Below are 18,180 nucleotides of genomic sequence, written 5' to 3' on the forward strand. Positions count from 1 at the left end.
GCAAGATAAAACCAAACGTCTTGAGGTTTATACGATGGGGCTATTGGGGTCGATTTTCAGCATGCAGCAGCTTTAGTTCGCGCTCTATTTTGAGTATTTTTATAGTCAGTAACCCGAGGGTAAGCGCCAAAGTACGGTTGAATAGGTCACAGCGGCGACCTGCAAACTGCTAAATGCTCTCCCACCCGTGGGACGCGTATGTGTAAGGCAAATGACTCAAGCCATGAATTCAAGCGATCGCCGCCGCCGGGGTGTAGTTCTCAGTGCTCAGGGCTGGCAGCGGCTCAGGGCCGCAGAGCAACTGTTGGCGGTGCAGCAAAATAATGGTAACCCCCATACCCTAGATCAGCTCTGTGCTGTGACTGGTCTGAGCGCCAATACTTTGGTCAAGGCCCGGCGGCGGCAAAAGCCGGTCGACCTCACAACCCTCGATACCTACTTTGCTGCTTTCAACCTGGTGTTGACCGCTGACGATTACCTGCTACCCGACGACACCCTGCGAACCGACGCCCTCAGCGCTGCCCAGCAGGGGCCGATCAATGGGCCGCTGACTCTCGACTCGCCATTCTATGTCTATCGTGCTGGCATTGAGCCTAGCTGTACCCAAGAGGTGCTAACTGCTGGTGCGCTGGTGCGCGTTAGGGCACCGCGACAGTTTGGGAAGACGTCGCTGGTCAACCTGATTTTGGGCCACGCCCAAGACTATGGCCTGCGTTCGGCGGTGGTCAGTATGCAGGCGATCGATCGCCGCAGTCTGGTCAATATTGACCAGACTCTCCGCTGGTTTTGTGCCGTGGTCGCCCGTGCTCTGGGCCTGCCCAATGAGCTAAACCAGCGGTGGGATAGCCTATTTGGTGGTAGCTACAGCTGTACCGATTACTTTGAGACCTACCTGCTGCCTGCCTCTGACCAGCCGCTGCTGCTGGTGATTGACGATCTCGATGAGCTATTTGCCCACGGCGATGTGGCGATCGACTTTTTGGGCATGCTGCGCGCCTGGTATGAGCAGGGCCGCTATGGGGCGGGGCAACACCTCTGGCCTCAGCTGCGGCTGGTGATTGCTCACTCTACCGAAACCTCACTACCGCTCAATATTCACCAGTCGCCTTTTAATGTGGGGCGCTCTTTAGAACTGCCACCGTTTACCGCTGAGCAGGTTGAAGATTTGGCGCTGCGCTGTGGTCTAGCTTTGACCGAGAGCGATCTAGATCAGCTGATGGGCCTGGTGGGAGGGCATCCTTACCTGACTCAGCTCAGCCTGTTTTATCTCACTCAGCAGCAAAGCCTGGCAACTATCACAGAGAATGCTACGGCTTACAACGGCATCTACAGTAGTCATCTGCGCCACCAGGCGGATATGTTGTCTGTGGAGCCGGATCTTCTGGCCGCCATGGCCGAGGTGGCGACCCATCCCGGCGGGGTCAAGCTACCCTTGCCCACGGCATTTCGGCTTCAGGGGTTGGGCTTGGTGCGGTTTGACCAACAGCTGTCGGTGGCCAGCTGTGAGCTTTACCGCCGCTACTTTGCGACTCTCCCAGAACCCTAGTGCTCACCTATCCCCAACAGTCTCCTTACCAAGTGGGCGGCAGTTTGCCACCGGCCGCCCCTACCTACGTTAGGCGCGGCGCTGACGCTGCCCTGCAAGAGCGCCTGCTTGAGGGCGTGTTTTGCTATGTGTTTAATGCTCGCCAGATGGGTAAGTCTAGTCTGAGGGTGTACACGATGGCCGCGCTCAGCCAGCGAGGGGTGCAGAGTGTGGCCATTGACCTGACCGCGATTGGTAGCCAGCAAATTACAGCTGACCAGTGGTACGCGGCGATCGCGGCTTCCCTAGTGCGACGCTTGCAGTTACCCATAGCCCTGGGGGATTGGTGGCGCAGTCAAGGGCATCTGCCGCCGGTGGCTCGCTTGGCCGAGCTGATCGACCAGGTGGTGGTGCCCAGCCTCACGCAGCCCCTAGTGGTTTTTATTGACGAAATCGACAGCATTTTAGGGCTGGCCTTTCCCACCGATGATTTTTTTGCCCTGATTCGCACCTGTTTTAACCGCCGGGCCGACAACGCGGCCTACGGGCGACTGACCTTTGCTCTGTTTGGGGTTACCACCCCCAGCGCGCTGATCAGCGACAAAGCCCGCACGCCCTTCAACATTGGTCAGGCTATCGAGCTGCAAGGGTTTACTTGGGTCGAGGCCCAGCCCCTGGCTGCCCCGCTGAGGGGCTGGGTTGACGATGCCGAGGCGGTCTTGGCGCGGGTGCTTGACTGGACGGGGGGGCAGCCCTTTTTGACCCAAAAGCTCTGCCACCTGGTGGTCAGTACCGCCAGCCGGTGGGATGGGGCTAGGGCTGACGATCGCGTCGATCAGCTGGTGCAGCGGCACATGCTAGACAACTGGGAACTCAACGATGAGCCAGAGCACCTCCGCACAATGCGCGATCGCCTCTGGCACCGCCCGCAGCAGCTGGGGCAACTGCTGGGACTCTATCAACAGGTGCTCGACCGCGGGCAGGTACCGCTAGACAACTCACCCTGCCAAACCGAGCTGCTGCTGCTGGGTCTGGTCAGCCACCGCGACGGCCAGCTCCAGGTCAAAAACCCCATCTATTCCGCCATTTTTAATCCGGTCTGGGTACAGCAGCAGCTCGATCAGCTACGGCCCTACGCGGCTACCCTCAACGCCTGGGTGGCCTCGGGCCACACCGACGAGTCGCATCTGCTGCGGGGCCAGGCCCTGCAATCAACTTTGGCCTGGGCCGACCGTCAGCGGCTCAGCCCCCTTGACTATCGGTTTTTGGCCGCCAGCCAAGAGCTTGACCGGCGAGAGTCGCTGGCCCGCGCCGAGGCCGATCGCCTACAGGAGGTAGAAGCCCGACTGGCTGTAGAGCACCAGCGCACCCTAGAGCAGCAGCGCCACCTGCACCGTCAGCGCCTACTGTTGGCGGCAGTCACCACCGCCTTAGTAGCGGCCATCGGCCTGGGGGGAGTAGCCCACCGTCAGTATCGCCAAGCCGCCCGCAGCGAGGCCCAGGCGATCGTTCGCAGTGCTGAGGCGCTGTATTCGTCTGACCAGTCGTTTGAAGCGTTGATCGAGGCCATTCGCAGTCAGCGCCGTTTGCACCAGTCACCGGGGGGTGACCCAGCCCTCCATGCCCAGTCCGATGCAGTCTTAGAGCGTATTGTGCTCAGCCTGCGCCAAAAAAATCGTCTCAGTGGCCACAATGCAGCGGTGCTGGCCACTAGCTTTAACCCTGGCGGCGACCAGGCCGGGCAACTGGCTACGGCGGGCGTCGACGCCACGATCCAGCTCTGGCACAGTGACGGCACGGCGATCGCCACTCTCACCGGGCACCAGGCTACCATCCGTGCCCTCCGCCATACCCCCGATGGCCGCATGCTCGTCTCCGGTGGAGATGACGGCACCCTGTATCTGTGGACGGCAGCAGGCCAGCTAGAGCGCACGATTCCAACGGCGATCGCCAGCATCTGGAGCCTGGCCCTGAGCCCTGATGGGCAGCGCATTTTAGTCGGGGGCAACGGCAATCTGGGCAAACTGTTTACCCTCACCGGAGAGCCTGCCGGGCAGTTTCAGCACCCTGGGGAGGTGACCGGGCTGCGATCGGTGGCCTACAGCCCCAGGGGCGATCTCATTGCCCTGGGGGGCAACAACAATACGATTTCGCTGTGGCGACCCGACGGCCAATACATCACCACCCTAGAGGAGCACGAGGCACCGGTACACAGCCTGGCTTTTAGCCCCGATGGCACTCTGCTGGTGAGCGGCAGTATCGACAAAACCATCCGGCTGTGGAGAGCAGAAGACGGCCAGTTGTTAAAAACCCTAGTGCACCACAGCGCCCCGGTCAAAGAGGTGGCTTTTAGCCCCAGCGGCCAGGAGTTTGTCTCGGCCAGCTGGGATAAGACCCTGGCCCTATGGAGCGCCAGCGGCACGCTGCTGAGCACCCTGGAGGGGCACAGCGCCGCTGTTTGGGGGGTGGCCTACAGCCCCGACGGCAGCATCCTAGCCTCCGCTGGGGCCGATAATCAGGTGCTGCTGTGGCAAACCCAAAATTCCTTTCATACTAAGCTTCAAGGGCTGAGCAGCCTGGCCCTCGGGGCGGTGTTTAGCCCCGTTCGGCCAGCGTCTTCAGGAGGGGGTTACACCCTGGCCACCGCCGGTAGCGATCAGTCCATCACCTTGATTGACACCACCACGGCCACCATGGCCAGTGTGGCCCTGCACCGTGCCGGTATCTCCAATTTGGCTCCCCATCCGACGCAACCTTGGCTAACCTCCACTAGCGAAGACGCCACACTCAAAGTTTCAGATTTTGATGGCAATCTCCTGTACAGCATTGGGGGGCATGACAGCGCCCTGCTGGGGGCGGCGTGGCACCCGAGCGGGGAGGAGGTCGTGGCCAGCAGCGTCACGGGTCAGCTCTATCGCTGGAGCGCCGACGGCCAGGCGATCGCCCGCTGGAATGCCGCCCCCTCGCCGATCTGGGATATCGCCTACAGCCCCAGGGGCGATCAGTTTGCCACCGCTAGCAACGATGGTCATCTGCGCCTGTGGAGTCGCGAGGGCGATCTGCTGCATAACCTAGAGCATGGCTCGGCAGTGTGGCGAGTGGCCTACAGCCCTGGAGGGCGCTGGATTGCCACCGGCAGCGGCGACAAGACTGCCCGCCTGTGGCACCCCGATGGCACCTTGATGACCACCCTCACGGGCCACCAGGCGGCGGTGTGGGGAGTCGCCTTTAGCCCCGATGGTCGCCTGCTGGCCACCGCTAGCATCGATGAAACTGTGAAGCTCTGGGCCTTGCCTGAGGCCGATGGGGCTGGCCAGGCGGTCACCCTGGTGAACACTCTCAAGCAGCACAACTCGGGGGTGCGCAGTGTCGCTTTTAACGCCGACGGCACGGTACTGGCCTCGGTCGGAGATGACGAAAGTCTGGTGCTGTGGCAAATCCCGGCCATTTTGCAGCTGCGCCCCCTGGCCTACGGCTGCGACTGGCTAGCTGACTATCTGCGCACTAACAGGGAGGCTGATGCTAGCGATCGCAGTCTCTGCGACGGCCTCTAACTGAGCGCCAGATGATGAAGAGACTGCGTCGCAGCTGGCTTGAGCGCGAGCATTGGTTAGGAATGGTCAAGAGTCTGCCCAGCAGCATCCGCCCAACATCAAACGTTGTCGTTCTTGGATGCGATCGCCTCGGTTGAGCTTGAGCAAAGCCCCGGTGACTCGTCCAACGAGGGTTAGCCTGACCAACACACCCTCCTGAAGCGCGAAGTGCTCGTTCCAGCGATCGCGGGGGGGTGGAGTCGCACAATGTCCTGAGATGCTGCATCCACCGAGGCCACGTCGCTACCCTTGTGCTGGTTGCACAGGGGGCAGGACAGAGCCAGGTTGGTGGCCATGGTCTCACCGCCGTGCTTTGCCGCCAAGATGCGATCAATTTTGTGGGGTGCCAAGACCATCAATTCTGGGATCAGGCAATCCTTACAACAGCCCTTGGCTCTGGTGCGCACCTGTTCCCGCAGAGCGTTGGCAATGTAGCTGATTACGCCTGGCTGGCCTGAAGGTTGAGGTGGGCCTTAGCTTTGGTCATGCGCACAATCTGTTCGAGATAGAAGCTTTCAGGTATGCCCATGGGTTTATCCCCATGCAAACATCCACCGGCTGGCTGCCCCAGGGTGGTCGCCAATCCGGTGGATGTCTCTGAGCTATCAATGCTTTTGGGCTATGACAGGAGCTGAGATGTTCGCCAAGTGCATCTACATGGCTGATTTTGGCTAGATACCCTGGAGCGGCCATAGATAGTGGCCTGGGGATCTAGTTGCCAGACCGCTCACTCGTCAGCGGCCTAGAGCACTCCCAGGTTAGCCAAGCCCAAAATGGCCCCAGCGCCTAACAGGTGGCCAAAGCTCGCAGTCGCCAGCACCGCTGGCAGGCCAAAACCGCCAAAAAGATTGGGGGAGGGCATGGCCGGGGGCGCACTGGGGTATTTAATTGTGAATTTGCCAAAGGCGATCGCCAAGATATTGCAAATGATCATGACCGCCGCCACCTTGGGGCTCCAGGTCAAAGTAGTGGGAACCGCCGCCAAAAGAGGTAGAAAAGCCAATGTACCAGCCTCCATACGTTGCATGAGATTGCTTGAGGCAGCAGAACGCTTGCCTAAGGCCTACTTTTCCACGGGTGTGGGATTTTCCGGCGATCGCTGTAGCAACACTTTACATTTTCTGGGGTTACCAGAGCGTAGCTCAGATAAACCGCATCGGATCTAGGATAAGTAGGGCTGGCAAAGATTGAGGCGATCGCCACCCCCGGTTATTACTACACCTTACCCCTGCACCATCTGTATTTATGGAAAGAGGACTACTCTGGCTACCCCTGCTGGGAGTGTTTATCGGCCTGGCCTGGGCTGGCTGGCACGAGTTTCAAAAGGTACAGGCCTACGAAGCCTGGGCCACCCAGTTTGAGCGCAGCAAATACGATATTAAATCTATGCTGGGGCAACGGGGTAGCGACCTCACCTGGGGATACCCCACCCGTCAGGGGCCGATCGATCTCACCACCCTATCGCTGCGGGCAGTTACTACCCTACAGCTAGAGGTCAGCGGCCAGCTCATAGCCGATGACAATGAGCCTCCAGCCAGGGGCAAGGTCGATCTGGTGCTGGACACTGACACCGGCGAAACCTACCGCATTCCCTTCACCGACAGCGATTTGGCTCGCCGCTGGCAAAAAGCGTTACATCAATCTCTTCAGGCGCTAAAATCGGCATCAGCTTAAAGGCAAACCAGTAACTGGAACAACTCGGCTTCTTCTAGTTTCTGTGTTTTGTGGTAGTGCTTAGCCCTGGGCCAGACTGGCCCCCACCGTTGATGCCATGACCCGTGTTTCTTCTCTTTCTGCCGATCAGCTCAAAACTCGTCGGCAAACTCTGCTCCGGCAGCGACGGATCACCATCAGCCAGACGCTGTGGCGATTTTGGGCGCTGTCGGGGCTAACTGTCGCTATCTTCTGGGGCACCACCCGGCCCACCTGGCAGATCGACGGCCCTCACCAAATCAATGTCAGCGGCAACCATCTACTCAGTGATCAGGCGGTACAGCAGCTGGTGCCCTTGGCCTATCCCCAGCCGCTGATGAAGGTCGAGCCCGAGGTGCTGGCTCGGCAACTGCGCGATCGCGGCCCCATTGTCGCCGCCGATGTCAGTCGACAACTGCTGCCGCCCCGCCTCAACGTGCGCATTCAAGAGCGGGTACCGGTGGCCGTGGTCTTGCCCGTGGGCGACCCTGACAGCACTGCCGACACCCAGTTTTTAGCCGCCGGCTTTGTCGATGCCCAAGGGGCCTGGATGCCCCTGGTCAGTTTTGGCCTAGGCGCTGCCTCACCCCAGCTGCCGGCCTTGCAGGTGCGGGGCTTGCAGCCTCAATACCTGCGCTACTGGCCGCAGATCTACGAAACCATTCTCAGCAGCCCGGTTGACATTACTGAAATTGACTGGCGCGATCCCAATAATCTAGTACTACAAACAGCCCTGGGCACCGTCTACCTAGGCCCCTACTCTCCCGAGTTAGAGCAGCAGTTAGCCACTCTCGACAAAATGCGCAACTTGCCCAATCAGTTGGCCAATACTGAGGTCTCCCGCATTGACCTCAGTAACCCCGATGCTCCTTCGGTGGCGGTGGTAGAAGACCCCAACTCTACCCCAACATCGATAGACAGAGAGGATGGCACTAGGCCCTAACCCGATAGAGATTGATTTATAAGTCACGGTTCTATTCTTCTATTCTGAGAAAGCGTTTATTTTTCTTATTTGAGAGGCTAGATCGACGGATTTAAGACTTTTTCAAACGATTTGTTTTTTTTTGGCGAAGTACTCTATAGTTGTCTAGAATCGGCCAGAACTTAGATTTTAAGAGCTAGATGTTATCTTCGGTTATCTAGAGCGGGTGATTATATAGTGTCTACGGCCCCAAATTCTATGCTCCCCGACGACTCCCACGGCAATGGTGCTGGCCCTAGCGGTGCTGATTACGAGACCTACCTGTCACACCAGGTTGCCTCTGCCGATGTGCAGTCATCAGCCGACCCTGTGACTGCTTTTGCTAGTCCCGCCAATCCATTCAGCCACGGCGAATTGAACCCCAGTCAACCCCACAATGCCAGAGCTATGCCCGGAGAAATGTATACCAACAACACGGCTTTGCCCAGCAGTGTCGCCCGCATAAAGGTAATTGGGGTCGGTGGCGGCGGCTGTAATGCCGTTAACCGCATGATCAGCAGTGGCCTAGCGGGCATCGAGTTCTGGTCGGTCAACACCGATGCCCAGGCTCTCGACAACACCACGATGACCAACAGCCTGCATATCGGCCAAAAGCTGACTCGGGGTTTGGGTGCTGGGGGCAACCCGGCCATCGGCCAAAAGGCTGCCGAAGAGTCGCGCGAAGAAATCGCGGCGGCGCTAGAAGAATCTGATCTGGTATTTATCACTGCCGGTATGGGTGGGGGTACGGGAACTGGAGCTGCCCCCATTGTGGCCGAGGTGGCAAAAGAGGCCGGTGCTCTCACGGTAGGCGTCGTGACTCGCCCCTTCACCTTTGAAGGCCGCCGCCGTATGAACCAGGCCGATGAGGGCATTGCCGCGCTTCAGGGTCGAGTAGATACGCTGATCATCATCCCCAACGACAAGCTGCTGTCGGTGATTTCTGAGCAAACTCCGGTGCAGGAGGCCTTTCGCACCGCCGATGATATTTTGCGTCAGGGGGTGCAGGGCATCTCTGACATCATTACTATTCCCGGTTTGGTCAATGTGGACTTTGCCGACGTGCGGGCCATCATGGCCGATGCCGGTACGGCGCTGATGGGCATTGGGGTGGGCTCTGGCAAGTCGCGGGCGCGGGAAGCGGCGATCGCCGCCATCTCCTCACCGCTGCTTGAATCCTCGATCGATGGGGCTTCAGGGGCGGTGTTCAACGTCACTGGTGGCACCGATCTGACCCTGCATGAAGTCAACGCCGCTGCTGAGATCATCTATGAAGGGGTCGACCCCAACGCCAATATCATCTTTGGCGCCGTCATCGACGAGCGCATGCAGGGTGAGGTTCGCATCACGGTTATTGCTACCGGATTTAACACCCGGGCAACCGCTCAGCCCGAGATAGAAGTGGCACGGGTTACCCCTTTCAAACGCACCCTGAGCACGCCGCCGATCGCCCCTCCCGCCAGCAGTGGGTCGGGTGGACTGGGTGCTGGGCTCGATATTCCAGAATTTTTGCAGCGGCGGCGGCCCAACGGTAATCGGTAGCGATGACAAGGCCACCTATCTGCCCGGCAGCGATGACCATCGCTGGCTCTGACAGCGGCGGCGGTGCTGGTATTCAAGCAGACCTACGCACCTTTGCCTTTCATCGCGTTCACGGCACCAGTGCCCTGACCTGCGTTACCGCACAGAATACTCTGGGGGTCACTCGGGTCGATGCCCTGCCCCCTGAATCCGTCACTGCCCAGATCGAAGCGGTGACGAGCGATATTCGCGTGCAGGGCGTTAAGACCGGCATGCTGTTAAATGCGGGTATCATTCGAGCGGTGGCCGAAGCCCTAGGATCATTGCCCCACGCGACCCCGGTGGTGGTAGACCCGGTGATGGTGTCGCGCACCGGAGCCCAGCTAATTGACGACGATGCGATCGCCACTCTCACCCGCCACCTTATTCCCCAGGCCCAAATTCTCACTCCCAACCGCTACGAGGCTCAGCTGCTCAGCGAGCTAGATATCACCACCCTGGCAGAGATGGAGGCCGCTGCTCGCAAGATTCACGCTCTTGGCCCTGCAGCAGTGCTGGTTAAGGGTGGCGGCATGGCCGCCGATCTACGGAGCACCGATGTGTGGTTTGACGGCAATGAGCTTAAGGTGCTGACCACAGAGATCGTCGAGACCATTCACACCCATGGCACTGGGTGCACGCTGTCAGCGGCGATCGCCGCCAACCTGGCCCTGGGACATGACGCCCTAACGGCGGTCAAATTGGCCAAAGACTATGTCACCGCCGCCCTCAAACACGCTCTGCCCATCGGCCAAGGCCAAGGCCCCGTCTGCCACTTCTTTCCGCTGCTCTCGGCACTCCCATAGAAAAGCCCCTTGACCGTTGCGGCCTGGGGAAAAGTTCCTTGGGGTTTTGGTGACCGCCTGCCCAATGCCAGTGGCATTGCTGATCTTGTGGATCTGTGTCTCAATCTGGTATAGTTGCGCACATGAAGGGGAGTAGCGGTTGACTGCGGTCAAACGTTCTGGGTCAACATACTGGCGATGAGCCTGGCCCAAACATTGCAAGATTACCTGCTCTAGGGGTTGGTTTACCCAAGCAGTTATTAGCAATTCGCGAGACCTTCACTTAGTTCATGTCTAGCAAGATGTGAGCTTGGTGAGGTCTTTGTGTTTCTCTCCAGGTTCCCTCAAGCTAGGCAATTCGCTTGAGAGGAATCGAACATGGTTTTTTCAGATTTGTTTACCGCTTTTACCGCTGGCCTGCTGCTGGTAGGGCTGGCAGAGTTAGGCGACAAGACGTTCTTCATCGCCGCGCTGATGGCGATGAAGCATTCCCGACGGCTGGTGTTTGTGGGGGCCTTTGGGGCCTTGGCTGTCATGACCCTGCTGGCGGTGAGTGCTGGACAGGTAATTGGCCTTTTGCCCCCGAGCTGGTTGCATATCGGGGAAGTAGTACTGTTTGCTGGCTTCGGTCTCAAGCTGCTGTACAACGGCTTGTGCATGGGTGACCACTGCCCCGACGACGATGAAGCCGATGAAGCCAAGGCCGCGATCGCGGCGGCAGAGGCGGGTCAAGCTGACCCCAAATCTCTGTCAACCCTGGGGATTGTCGGCAAAACCTTTGGTCTGGTTTTTGTGGGAGAGTGGGGCGATCGCACCCAGATTACGACCGTGATGCTGGCGGCCAGTCACCCGCCGCTAGGCGTTGCCTTTGGGGCACTGTCGGGCTTTTTTCTCTGCATTGGTTTAGCGGTAGTGGCGGGGCGGTTAGTGGCCGGGCGACTGTCAGAACGGTTTATTACTATCTTTGCCGGATCCCTATTTTTGGTGTTTGCGATCGCCGCTGTCTTACGAGGCATGGGTTAGCCAGCTTTCTGCTCAATGACATCGAGCGATTGACGGGTGACGCTGCGCGAATGCACCCAGGAGAACCATTCCTTTAATCCCTCACCGGTCTTGGCTGACACCGGGATGATGGTTACCTTGGGGTTCATCTGCCGCACGTTGGCCGCGATCTGCTCGATGCTCACATCCAGATAGGGGGCCAGATCGATCTTGGTGATCAGCAGACAGTCAGCCTCTTGAAACATGATTGGGTACTTTAGCGGCTTGTCTTCCCCCTCGGTGATGCTGAGCAGGGCCACTTTGGCATGTTCGCCCACCTCAAACTCGGCGGGGCACACCAGGTTGCCTACGTTCTCGACCAGCACTAGATCAAGCGTTTGGGGATCGTAATTGTGCTCTAGGGTGTGGATGCCCCCCGCGACCATTTTGGCGTCGAGATGGCACGATCGCCCCGTGTTGATCGCAATCACCGGCACGCCGTACTGGCGCAGGCGATCGGCATCCAGTTCGGTGGTCATGTCGCCTTCGATCACGGCGATCGCCAGCTCCCCATGCAATCCCTCCAGCGTGCGCTCCAGCAGCGCCGTCTTGCCCGCCCCAGGGCTGCTCATGATGTTCATGCAGGTGATGCCCCAGCGGTCAAAGTGGGCGCGGTTGTGGTCAGCCCCGCTCTGGTTGACGTGGAGCAGATCAATACCGAGGGCAGCGTCGAAGGTCTGATGCATAGGGCGATTTTGGATGTGCGATTTGGACTGATCCGGATCCCCTCCTCGGAGGGGTAGGGGTGGGTCGGCAAGGATGCTGAACTGATGAATTCCGATGCTTAATAGTCTAATTCCCCTCCCAGGAGGGGCAGGGGTGGGTCTGTCCAGGAACTATTGATGGGGCTTTGTCTTTACATACCCCACAAGAGGCGGTGCATTGCTGCGCTAATGCACCCTACGGTTGAGCGATCGCCTCCGCATACTCTACCCGATCGATCTTGAGCTCGCGCCCAGAGCGAATGTCGCCCATGGGCGACTTACAGGTGGGGCAGGCGTATTGCAGCCCAATTTCGGGCCGATACTCGCTCTGGCAGTCGTGGCAGAAGGCAACCAGCGGCGTTTCGCGAATCACCAGCTCGGCCCCGTCTAGAAACGTGCCCTTGGTCTGCACCTCAAAGGCAAACTGCAAGCCCACCGGCTCAACACAGGTAAACTTGCCCACGGTCAAGTGAACTTTTTCGATCGCGGGTTGCCCCGGCTGTACCTCCCACCAGTCGCGCACGGTGAGAATCAGCGCCTTGGTCATGTCGGTTTCGTGCATGGGGCTTCCTTACTCCCAAGGCTCATCCACATTCATGTTGGCTTCTTCGTGAATGTACGACGGCTTTTCGCGACGGGGTAGCTGGCCCGATTTCACCAAATGGGCCATGGTGTCGCAGATCACGCGGGTGGCCATTAGCGAGGTCATATCGCTGACATCGTAGGGAGGCGACACCTCCACCACTTCAATGCCGCAGACGGTGGTTTCTTGAATGATGCGCTTGAGCAGGTAGAGGGCTTCGCGGGGCAGCAAACCGCCGGGTTCGGGCCAGCCGGTGCCGGGCACAAAGCCCGCGTCGATGCAGTCGATGTCGAAGCTGATCCAGACGCAGTCGGTGCCGTCGGTGGCGCGGGCGATCGCAAAATCTGCCGCGGCATCCAGCCCCATTTCGGTGATATCGGTGACGGTGAGAACGTTGGTGGCCCGCTCGCGGCAGACCTTTACCCCCTGACGGGGCACCTGCCAGCCGCCGATGCCCAACTGCACCAGGTTTTTGGCCGGGGCGTTGGCCATGTTGGTGGCGTGGAACCAGGGGCAGGTGTGCATGCGCTCATCCAGGTCGGTCTCCTGGGTATCGACGTGGCGATCGAAGTGGATGATGCCGACTTTCTTGTCGCCCAGGTGGCGGCAGATGCCCCGCACCGTGGGGAAGCCGATGGAGTGGTCGCCGCCCAGCAAAATCGGGAACGCCCCCGAGGCAAACACGTGGGCCACACCCTTAGAAATCTGGTCGAACGACTTCTCGTTGTTGGCCGGGATGGTAAACACATCGCCCACGTCGCAGAGGGTGATGCTCTCGCGCAGGTCAATCCCCATCTCAAAGTTGTAGGGGGTGTAGAGGGCCGAGATACGGCGAATGCCCTGGGGGCCAAAGCGGGTGCCGGGGCGGTAGGTGGTGCCCGAGTCGTGGGGAATGCCAACAATCGCCACGTCAAACTCACCCACCCGGCGCACGTCTTCGATATAGGGCGCTTTGAGGAAGGTGTTGATGCCCGCGTAGTGGGGCAGCTCGCCGCGAGAGAAGGTCGGGATGGTGCGATCGCGAATGCTGGCTGCTGCCTCCAGGCCATACTCTAGCCCCTGGGAGACCTCCTGCTGCCAGCCCGTCATGGGCAGGCGGGCCTCCATCTCCAACGCTCGCTGGGCCTCGGTCGAGCTACCGTCGGGGCTTTGAAATACCGGATCATTGGCGGGGTCGGTGGTCATCGGAAAGCCTCACAGGGGTAAGTTGAGCAATAGACTAAACGCAATTCCTGGGCCAGCTACAACAAAGCCCAGGAAAATTAAAGAAGCTGCACCGAGCAACATCTAGAATCCTCCCGGGCTTTTGTCCCGCCGTGTAGTTGGCAATTACCAACCCGCCTCTCTCGGACCAGCCGTTTAGCGCGATCGCCAAACCGGAACCCTAGAGGCTTAAATTCAGTTTTAATGCCAACACTCTAAGCCCAGCCATCACTGAGGTCAAGCCTCAACGGTTACCGCATCTTGGGTCGCGTCAGAGGGGGTGACAGATCGATCCTTGGGACGAAACAGGTGGGTGTGGTCGGGGTTGTAGAGGCGCGACCTGACTTTTTGCCCCCGCAGCGCCGGGCTAATCACGTACAGCGTGGTGCGAATCAGGTCTTTTTCACGGGTGGTTTGGGCCATCTCCGAGAGCGGCACCACCAGCAGCTGCTCGTCGGGCCAGCCGATGCGAAAGCAGATCGCCACTGGGGTATCGGGCTCGTAGTGCTTCATCAGCTGCGCCTGAGATTCTTCCACATGGCGGGCGCTGAGGTAGAGGCACAAACTGGTCTTATGGGCCGCCAGCGATGCCAAATCTTCTGCCTCGGGCACTTGGGTGCGACCGCTGATGCGGGTGAGAATGATCGACTGCACCAGCCCCGGAATGGTCAGCTCGGCGTTGAGTTTGGCCGCCGCCGCCTGGTAGGCGCTGATGCCCGGCACCACCTCAAAGGGCACCTCCGCCTCTGCCAGCGCCTGAATCTGCTCGTGAATGGCGCTGTAGAGGCTAGGATCGCCCGATTGCAGGCGAATCACTGACTTGCCGGCTCTTACCCGCTCCACCATCAGCGGCAGAATGCTCTCCAGGGTCATGGTGGCAGTGCCAATGCGCTCGGCGTCGGGGCGAGTCCATTCTAAAATCTGCTGGGGCACCAGGGAGTTGGCGTAGAGAATCACATCGGCCTGGCTAAGCAGTCGCTGAGCCTTAACTGTCAGCAACTCTGGGTCGCCTGGCCCTGCCCCCACGATGTAGACCCCCGGAGCTAGAGCCGCATCCCCCACCGGGGTATTTGAGGAAAAATCTTGGATTTTAGGGGAGGTCGCAGGGGTAGCCATAGGGCAAAATGCCAAAATTCACACAGCCCCTGCATCATAGCCAGTTTGTCTCAAGTCTCCGTAAACCCTTGGTATTTCCCCGGAATTTAGCCGCTGCGCTAGGAGATGGGAGTGGTAGATGCACCCTGATTCGGGCCTCTGAGGATAGCTAACTCAGGGGCTTTTTTTTGGCGGGAGCACAGCAGACAAAACCGCCAACCTAGCGCAAGAGCTGATCAATCATGCGGTTGGCCTGGGCTTCGTAGCTGCCGCCAAAGAGATTGAAGTGGTTGAGGATGTGATAGAGGTTGTACAGAGCTTTGCGGGTCGCGTAGCCTGAGCTGAGCGGGTAGGCGGCGGTATAGGCCTCATAGAAAGCGGCGGGGAAGCGGCCAAACAGCTCGGTCATGGCGATGTCTACCTCGCGATCGCCAAAGTAAGTCGCCGGGTCTAAAATAACTGGCTCCCCATCCCTAGTCACCGCCGCATTGCCCGACCACAGATCGCCATGCACCAAGGCGGGGGCAGGGTCGTAGCCCGCTAGCAGGTCAGGCAGCACCATCAGCAGCTCGTGCTGGCGCGGAAACCGCCCACCCCGCCGCCCCGCCAGGCGAAACTGGTGACGCAGGCGGTGTTCTCGGTAAAACTCTAGCCAGGTGGGTGTCCAGGGGTTGGGCTGCGGTGTCGAGCCAATGGTATTGCTCTGATGCCAGCCAAAGCCGCTGTCACTCGTCACCCGGTGCATGGCGGCTAGAGCCTCGCCCATGCGCCCCCAGGCATCGCCGCTACCACCTAACTCCAGCCACTCCAGGGCGATGTAGGCCGACCCATCGGCGGTGCCCCAGCAGATGGGCTTGGGCACGCGAATGGTCTGGCTGTCGTACATCGCCTTGAGACCCATGGCCTCGGCCTCGAACATCGCCACCTGAGTGGCCTGGTTCACTTTGATAAAAAATGATTGGCGGCTGTCGCTGACCTGGTAGGCCTGATTAATGCAGCCACCTCCGACCGATCGCCGGTCTTGAATGGTGAAGGCAGTGCCGGTTTTGGCGCTAATATGCTGGGCGATCGCAGTCCACATCGTCACTTTCCTCAGCCCTAGACCGACGGCTGCATGGCCAGCACACCGTAGCTGTCTGCCGAGAGATAGGCCTGGGCCGATTGCAGCACCTGCTCAACCCCCAGCTGCTGAATGTAGGCTGGGTAGTTAACGCCGTCGACAATATCGCCCGTCAGCGTGTGGTAGTAGCCATAGAGCCCGGCCCGATCGCTCGGGCTCTCGTTAGCAAAAATGAATCGGTTAGCCACCTGGGTTTGTACCCGGCGCAGCTCCGCAGGGTTGATCGGATCTTGAATAACGGTGTCAATGTGCGCCGCGATCGCCGCCTCGACCTGTTCCAGATGCTCTGCTGGCAGCTGAGCCGACACCATAAATATTCCCTGGTGGGCCAGGGTCATATTGCTACAGCTAATGCTGGTCACCAGTTTGCGATCTTCTCGCAGGTCGCGCACCAGGCGCGAAGTCAACCCTCGACCCAAGATCGACGCCAGGATGTCGAGGCCGTAGGTCTCATCTAGCTGGGTCATGCCGGGCACCCGCCAGCCCATAATCAACCGCGCCTGGGCCATGGCTGGGTCGTCATGGATCGCCCGCCGCACTTGGTCAAAGGGGGGCTCTATGGCACCCGACAACAGAGGCTTAAAGCGCTCGATTGAGTCAGACTCTGCATCAGAGGCAGCCCGCTGGGCCATAGCCTGGTCAAACCCCTCGGCCACCGTGGCAATCAGCGTTTCTACCGGCAGGTTGCCCACCGCCACCACAGTCATGCTCTGGGGTTGATACCAGGTGCTATGAAACTCACGCATCTGCTGGGCCGTCAGCCTCTCTACCACCGCCGCTGGCCCCAGCACCGATCGCCGATAGGGCAGCTGTTCAAACATCAGCTCCATAGTGCGGGCGTAGGTACGGCGACGGGGGTTGTCGTCGGCCCGGCGAATTTCTTCTAAAATCACCGGGCGCTCGCGCTCAAAGTCGTCGTCGCTGAGGCGCGGTGCCATCACCACCTGAATCTGCAAAGGCGCTAGAGCAGCAAAGTCTTGGGGCGCAGTGGTGATGAAATATTTGGTGTAGTCTTGGCTCGTGGCGGCGTTGGTGTAGGCCCCTCGCTCTTCGATGCGGCGCTCAAACTCGCCGCACTGCAACTGCTGAGTGCCCTTAAAAATCATATGCTCTAGAAAATGAGCCATGCCGTTGATGGCGTCACTCTCCACCGCCGAGCCCACCCTCAGCCACAGACTGAGGTTGACGACCTCTAGGGGCATTTGCTCAGCAATGACCGTCAGGCCATTGGGGAGGCGGCGAATGGTGGGGGACACCAGGCCAGCGGGCAGATCTGCGATCGCTGAGAGCAAAGCCATAAAATTATTCTTCGCAACAAGACGTAGAGCTTTGAATATCTTAACGACTGAAGCACCTAACGGGGAAAATCGAGTCAGTAGCTCCAGCTACATCCAGATTTGGGCAATTCTCGGGTGCGTCTGGGCGATCGCTCACCCCGATGGCGACGTTATTTTGCTCAGGCCAGACCCAAATACCTGCCCCAATTAGAGAACTCAATCGTCCATTTTGCTGAAAGTATTGTAAATTCCTGGTATGCGGGCTGCTCCGGCGAGGTCACATGGGAACCTGGATCAAAGAAACAGACATTGCGATTTACCTAATGCAGGGAGGTTACTGGATCTCTCGCATAACCAAATACCCATCCCAGGCCAACCCTAAAGAGCAGGTGGTCAACATTGGCAGCGTCAAGTCGTGGTTTTTGCGCGACGACTATCCCCGAGCCATGACGGTATCGATTGGCACTGGGGCTCCAGAGCCTCAGCCCATGCCGCCACCGCCGCCACCGCCACCGCCCTCTGGCAGCACCATTAACGCTGCTGGCTTAGAAATTGTGAAGTCTTTTGAAGGGCTAGAGCTGCGCGCTTACCCCGACCCCGGCACCGGGGGCGAACCCTGGACGATTGGCTACGGCCACACCTCCGCCGCTGGGCCACCGAGGGTGCAGCCTGGCCTCACCATTACTCGGGCCGAAGCAGAAGAAATTCTCAGACGCGATCTGGGTGTCTTTGAAAAGGCCGTTGCTGCGGCAGTCACCCGCACCCCCACCAGCGACCAGTTTTCGGCGATGGTGTCGTTTACATTCAACGTGGGGGCCGGAGCCTTTAGAGATTCAACCCTGCTGCGCAAGCACAATAGCGGCGATTTTGCCGGGGCCGCCAACGAGTTTTTGCGCTGGGTCTACGCGGGGGCTCAGATTTTGCCCGGCCTCCAGCGCCGCCGCAACGCCGAGCGCGCCCTCTATCTGAGCGGCAACTGGCAGCAGTTCCTCTAAGGTCTTGCTTAGCTCCTAGCTCCAGCTTACCCGTAACCACTGGCCT

Annotated in this window: 16 protein-coding genes and 1 riboswitch; of the genes, 8 read left to right on the forward strand and 8 right to left on the reverse strand. The window is 59.3% G+C overall.

Annotated elements, in window-relative coordinates; translation table 11 throughout:
• Window positions 1-211 precede the first annotated feature (211 nt).
• Together AC0QKW_RS17555 and AC0QKW_RS17560 are read left to right on the forward strand one after the other, a co-directional pair.
• On the forward strand, window positions 212-1,546 hold the full coding sequence (locus tag AC0QKW_RS17555) for an AAA-like domain-containing protein (protein WP_473152384.1): 1,335 nt from the start codon (window positions 212-214) through the stop codon (window positions 1,544-1,546).
• Window positions 1,546-5,079 (forward strand): WD40 domain-containing protein, encoded by a 3,534-nt coding sequence (locus AC0QKW_RS17560; RefSeq protein WP_473152385.1) that lies wholly within the window; start codon window positions 1,546-1,548, stop codon window positions 5,077-5,079. The genes AC0QKW_RS17555 and AC0QKW_RS17560 overlap by 1 nt, the downstream gene beginning before the upstream one ends.
• A 173-nt stretch (window positions 5,080-5,252) precedes the next feature.
• Here the strand turns inward: AC0QKW_RS17560 and AC0QKW_RS17565 are convergent, their stop codons facing one another.
• Window positions 5,253-5,468 (reverse strand): HNH endonuclease, encoded by a 216-nt coding sequence (locus AC0QKW_RS17565; protein ID WP_473152386.1) that lies wholly within the window; start codon window positions 5,466-5,468, stop codon window positions 5,253-5,255.
• A 392-nt stretch (window positions 5,469-5,860) separates the two neighbouring features.
• On the reverse strand, window positions 5,861-6,136 hold the full coding sequence (gene psaK / locus AC0QKW_RS17570) for a photosystem I reaction center subunit PsaK (protein ID WP_473152997.1): 276 nt from the start codon (window positions 6,134-6,136) through the stop codon (window positions 5,861-5,863).
• A gap of 227 nt (window positions 6,137-6,363) precedes the next feature.
• On the opposite strand from psaK, the gene AC0QKW_RS17575 reads away from it, so the two are divergent.
• The 5 genes from AC0QKW_RS17575 (at window position 6,364) to AC0QKW_RS17595 (ending at window position 11,139) form a co-directional block, all read left to right on the forward strand.
• A complete protein-coding gene (locus AC0QKW_RS17575) occupies window positions 6,364-6,792 on the forward strand; it encodes a hypothetical protein (RefSeq protein WP_473152387.1) in 429 nt (142 codons plus the stop codon).
• 97 nt (window positions 6,793-6,889) lie between these two features.
• On the forward strand, window positions 6,890-7,753 hold the full coding sequence (locus AC0QKW_RS17580; protein ID WP_473152388.1) for a cell division protein FtsQ/DivIB: 864 nt from the start codon (window positions 6,890-6,892) through the stop codon (window positions 7,751-7,753).
• 426 nt (window positions 7,754-8,179) lie between these two features.
• On the forward strand, window positions 8,180-9,313 hold the full coding sequence (ftsZ, locus tag AC0QKW_RS17585) for a cell division protein FtsZ (protein WP_473152998.1): 1,134 nt from the start codon (window positions 8,180-8,182) through the stop codon (window positions 9,311-9,313).
• Between the two features lie 2 nt (window positions 9,314-9,315).
• The gene (gene thiD, locus AC0QKW_RS17590) at window positions 9,316-10,137 is read left to right on the forward strand and encodes a bifunctional hydroxymethylpyrimidine kinase/phosphomethylpyrimidine kinase (RefSeq protein ID WP_473152389.1); all 822 of its coding nucleotides are present in this window, start codon (window positions 9,316-9,318) and stop codon (window positions 10,135-10,137) included.
• 357 nt (window positions 10,138-10,494) lie between these two features.
• Complete coding sequence (locus AC0QKW_RS17595; protein ID WP_473152390.1) at window positions 10,495-11,139, forward strand: TMEM165/GDT1 family protein; 645 nt, start codon at window positions 10,495-10,497, stop codon at window positions 11,137-11,139.
• Here the strand turns inward: AC0QKW_RS17595 and hypB are convergent.
• From hypB to AC0QKW_RS17625, 6 genes are all read right to left on the reverse strand, one after another.
• The gene (gene hypB, locus AC0QKW_RS17600; RefSeq protein ID WP_473152391.1) at window positions 11,136-11,843 is read right to left on the reverse strand and encodes a hydrogenase nickel incorporation protein HypB; all 708 of its coding nucleotides are present in this window, start codon (window positions 11,841-11,843) and stop codon (window positions 11,136-11,138) included. The two genes, AC0QKW_RS17595 and hypB, sit on opposite strands and share 4 nt — an antisense overlap.
• Window positions 11,844-12,057: 214 nt before the next feature.
• Window positions 12,058-12,423, reverse strand: a complete 366-nt coding sequence (hypA, locus tag AC0QKW_RS17605; protein WP_473152392.1) for a hydrogenase maturation nickel metallochaperone HypA — start codon at window positions 12,421-12,423, stop codon at window positions 12,058-12,060.
• A gap of 9 nt (window positions 12,424-12,432) precedes the next feature.
• Window positions 12,433-13,629, reverse strand: a complete 1,197-nt coding sequence (locus tag AC0QKW_RS17610) for an agmatinase family protein (RefSeq protein ID WP_473152393.1) — start codon at window positions 13,627-13,629, stop codon at window positions 12,433-12,435.
• A gap of 108 nt (window positions 13,630-13,737) precedes the next feature.
• A riboswitch (guanidine-I (ykkC/yxkD leader) is annotated at window positions 13,738-13,843 on the reverse strand.
• 41 nt (window positions 13,844-13,884) lie between these two features.
• Complete coding sequence (gene cobM, locus AC0QKW_RS17615; protein ID WP_473152394.1) at window positions 13,885-14,763, reverse strand: precorrin-4 C(11)-methyltransferase; 879 nt, start codon at window positions 14,761-14,763, stop codon at window positions 13,885-13,887.
• 199 nt (window positions 14,764-14,962) lie between these two features.
• The gene (locus AC0QKW_RS17620) at window positions 14,963-15,823 is read right to left on the reverse strand and encodes a fructosamine kinase family protein (protein WP_473152999.1); all 861 of its coding nucleotides are present in this window, start codon (window positions 15,821-15,823) and stop codon (window positions 14,963-14,965) included.
• Window positions 15,824-15,840: 17 nt separating this feature from the next.
• Window positions 15,841-17,160 carry a M16 family metallopeptidase gene (locus AC0QKW_RS17625; protein WP_473152395.1) on the reverse strand — a complete coding sequence of 440 codons (1,320 nt, stop codon included), beginning with the start codon at window positions 17,158-17,160 and terminating at the stop codon, window positions 15,841-15,843.
• 260 nt (window positions 17,161-17,420) lie between these two features.
• On the opposite strand from AC0QKW_RS17625, the gene AC0QKW_RS17630 reads away from it, so the two are divergent.
• Complete coding sequence (locus AC0QKW_RS17630; protein WP_473152396.1) at window positions 17,421-18,134, forward strand: lysozyme; 714 nt, start codon at window positions 17,421-17,423, stop codon at window positions 18,132-18,134.
• The last annotated feature ends 46 nt before the right edge of the window (window positions 18,135-18,180 follow it).

The organism is Pseudanabaena sp. PCC 9330, from assembly GCF_055795045.1.

Excerpts from the sequence above, each read along its gene's own strand:
- AC0QKW_RS17555 (WP_473152384.1), top strand. The coding sequence starts at position 212 with ATGACTCAAGCCATGAATTCAAGCGATCGCCGCCGCCGGGGTGTAGTT.
- hypB (WP_473152391.1), bottom strand. The coding sequence starts at position 11,843 with ATGCATCAGACCTTCGACGCTGCCCTCGGTATTGATCTGCTCCACGTC.
- AC0QKW_RS17630 (WP_473152396.1), top strand. The coding sequence starts at position 17,421 with ATGGGAACCTGGATCAAAGAAACAGACATTGCGATTTACCTAATGCAG.
- hypA (WP_473152392.1), bottom strand. The coding sequence starts at position 12,423 with ATGCACGAAACCGACATGACCAAGGCGCTGATTCTCACCGTGCGCGAC.
- AC0QKW_RS17625 (WP_473152395.1), bottom strand. The coding sequence starts at position 17,160 with ATGGCTTTGCTCTCAGCGATCGCAGATCTGCCCGCTGGCCTGGTGTCC.
- AC0QKW_RS17595 (WP_473152390.1), top strand. The coding sequence starts at position 10,495 with ATGGTTTTTTCAGATTTGTTTACCGCTTTTACCGCTGGCCTGCTGCTG.
- AC0QKW_RS17575 (WP_473152387.1), top strand. The coding sequence starts at position 6,364 with ATGGAAAGAGGACTACTCTGGCTACCCCTGCTGGGAGTGTTTATCGGC.
- psaK (WP_473152997.1), bottom strand. The coding sequence starts at position 6,136 with ATGGAGGCTGGTACATTGGCTTTTCTACCTCTTTTGGCGGCGGTTCCC.
- cobM (WP_473152394.1), bottom strand. The coding sequence starts at position 14,763 with ATGGCTACCCCTGCGACCTCCCCTAAAATCCAAGATTTTTCCTCAAAT.
- thiD (WP_473152389.1), top strand. The coding sequence starts at position 9,316 with ATGACAAGGCCACCTATCTGCCCGGCAGCGATGACCATCGCTGGCTCT.
- AC0QKW_RS17610 (WP_473152393.1), bottom strand. The coding sequence starts at position 13,629 with ATGACCACCGACCCCGCCAATGATCCGGTATTTCAAAGCCCCGACGGT.
- ftsZ (WP_473152998.1), top strand. The coding sequence starts at position 8,180 with ATGCCCGGAGAAATGTATACCAACAACACGGCTTTGCCCAGCAGTGTC.
- AC0QKW_RS17580 (WP_473152388.1), top strand. The coding sequence starts at position 6,890 with ATGACCCGTGTTTCTTCTCTTTCTGCCGATCAGCTCAAAACTCGTCGG.
- AC0QKW_RS17620 (WP_473152999.1), bottom strand. The coding sequence starts at position 15,823 with ATGTGGACTGCGATCGCCCAGCATATTAGCGCCAAAACCGGCACTGCC.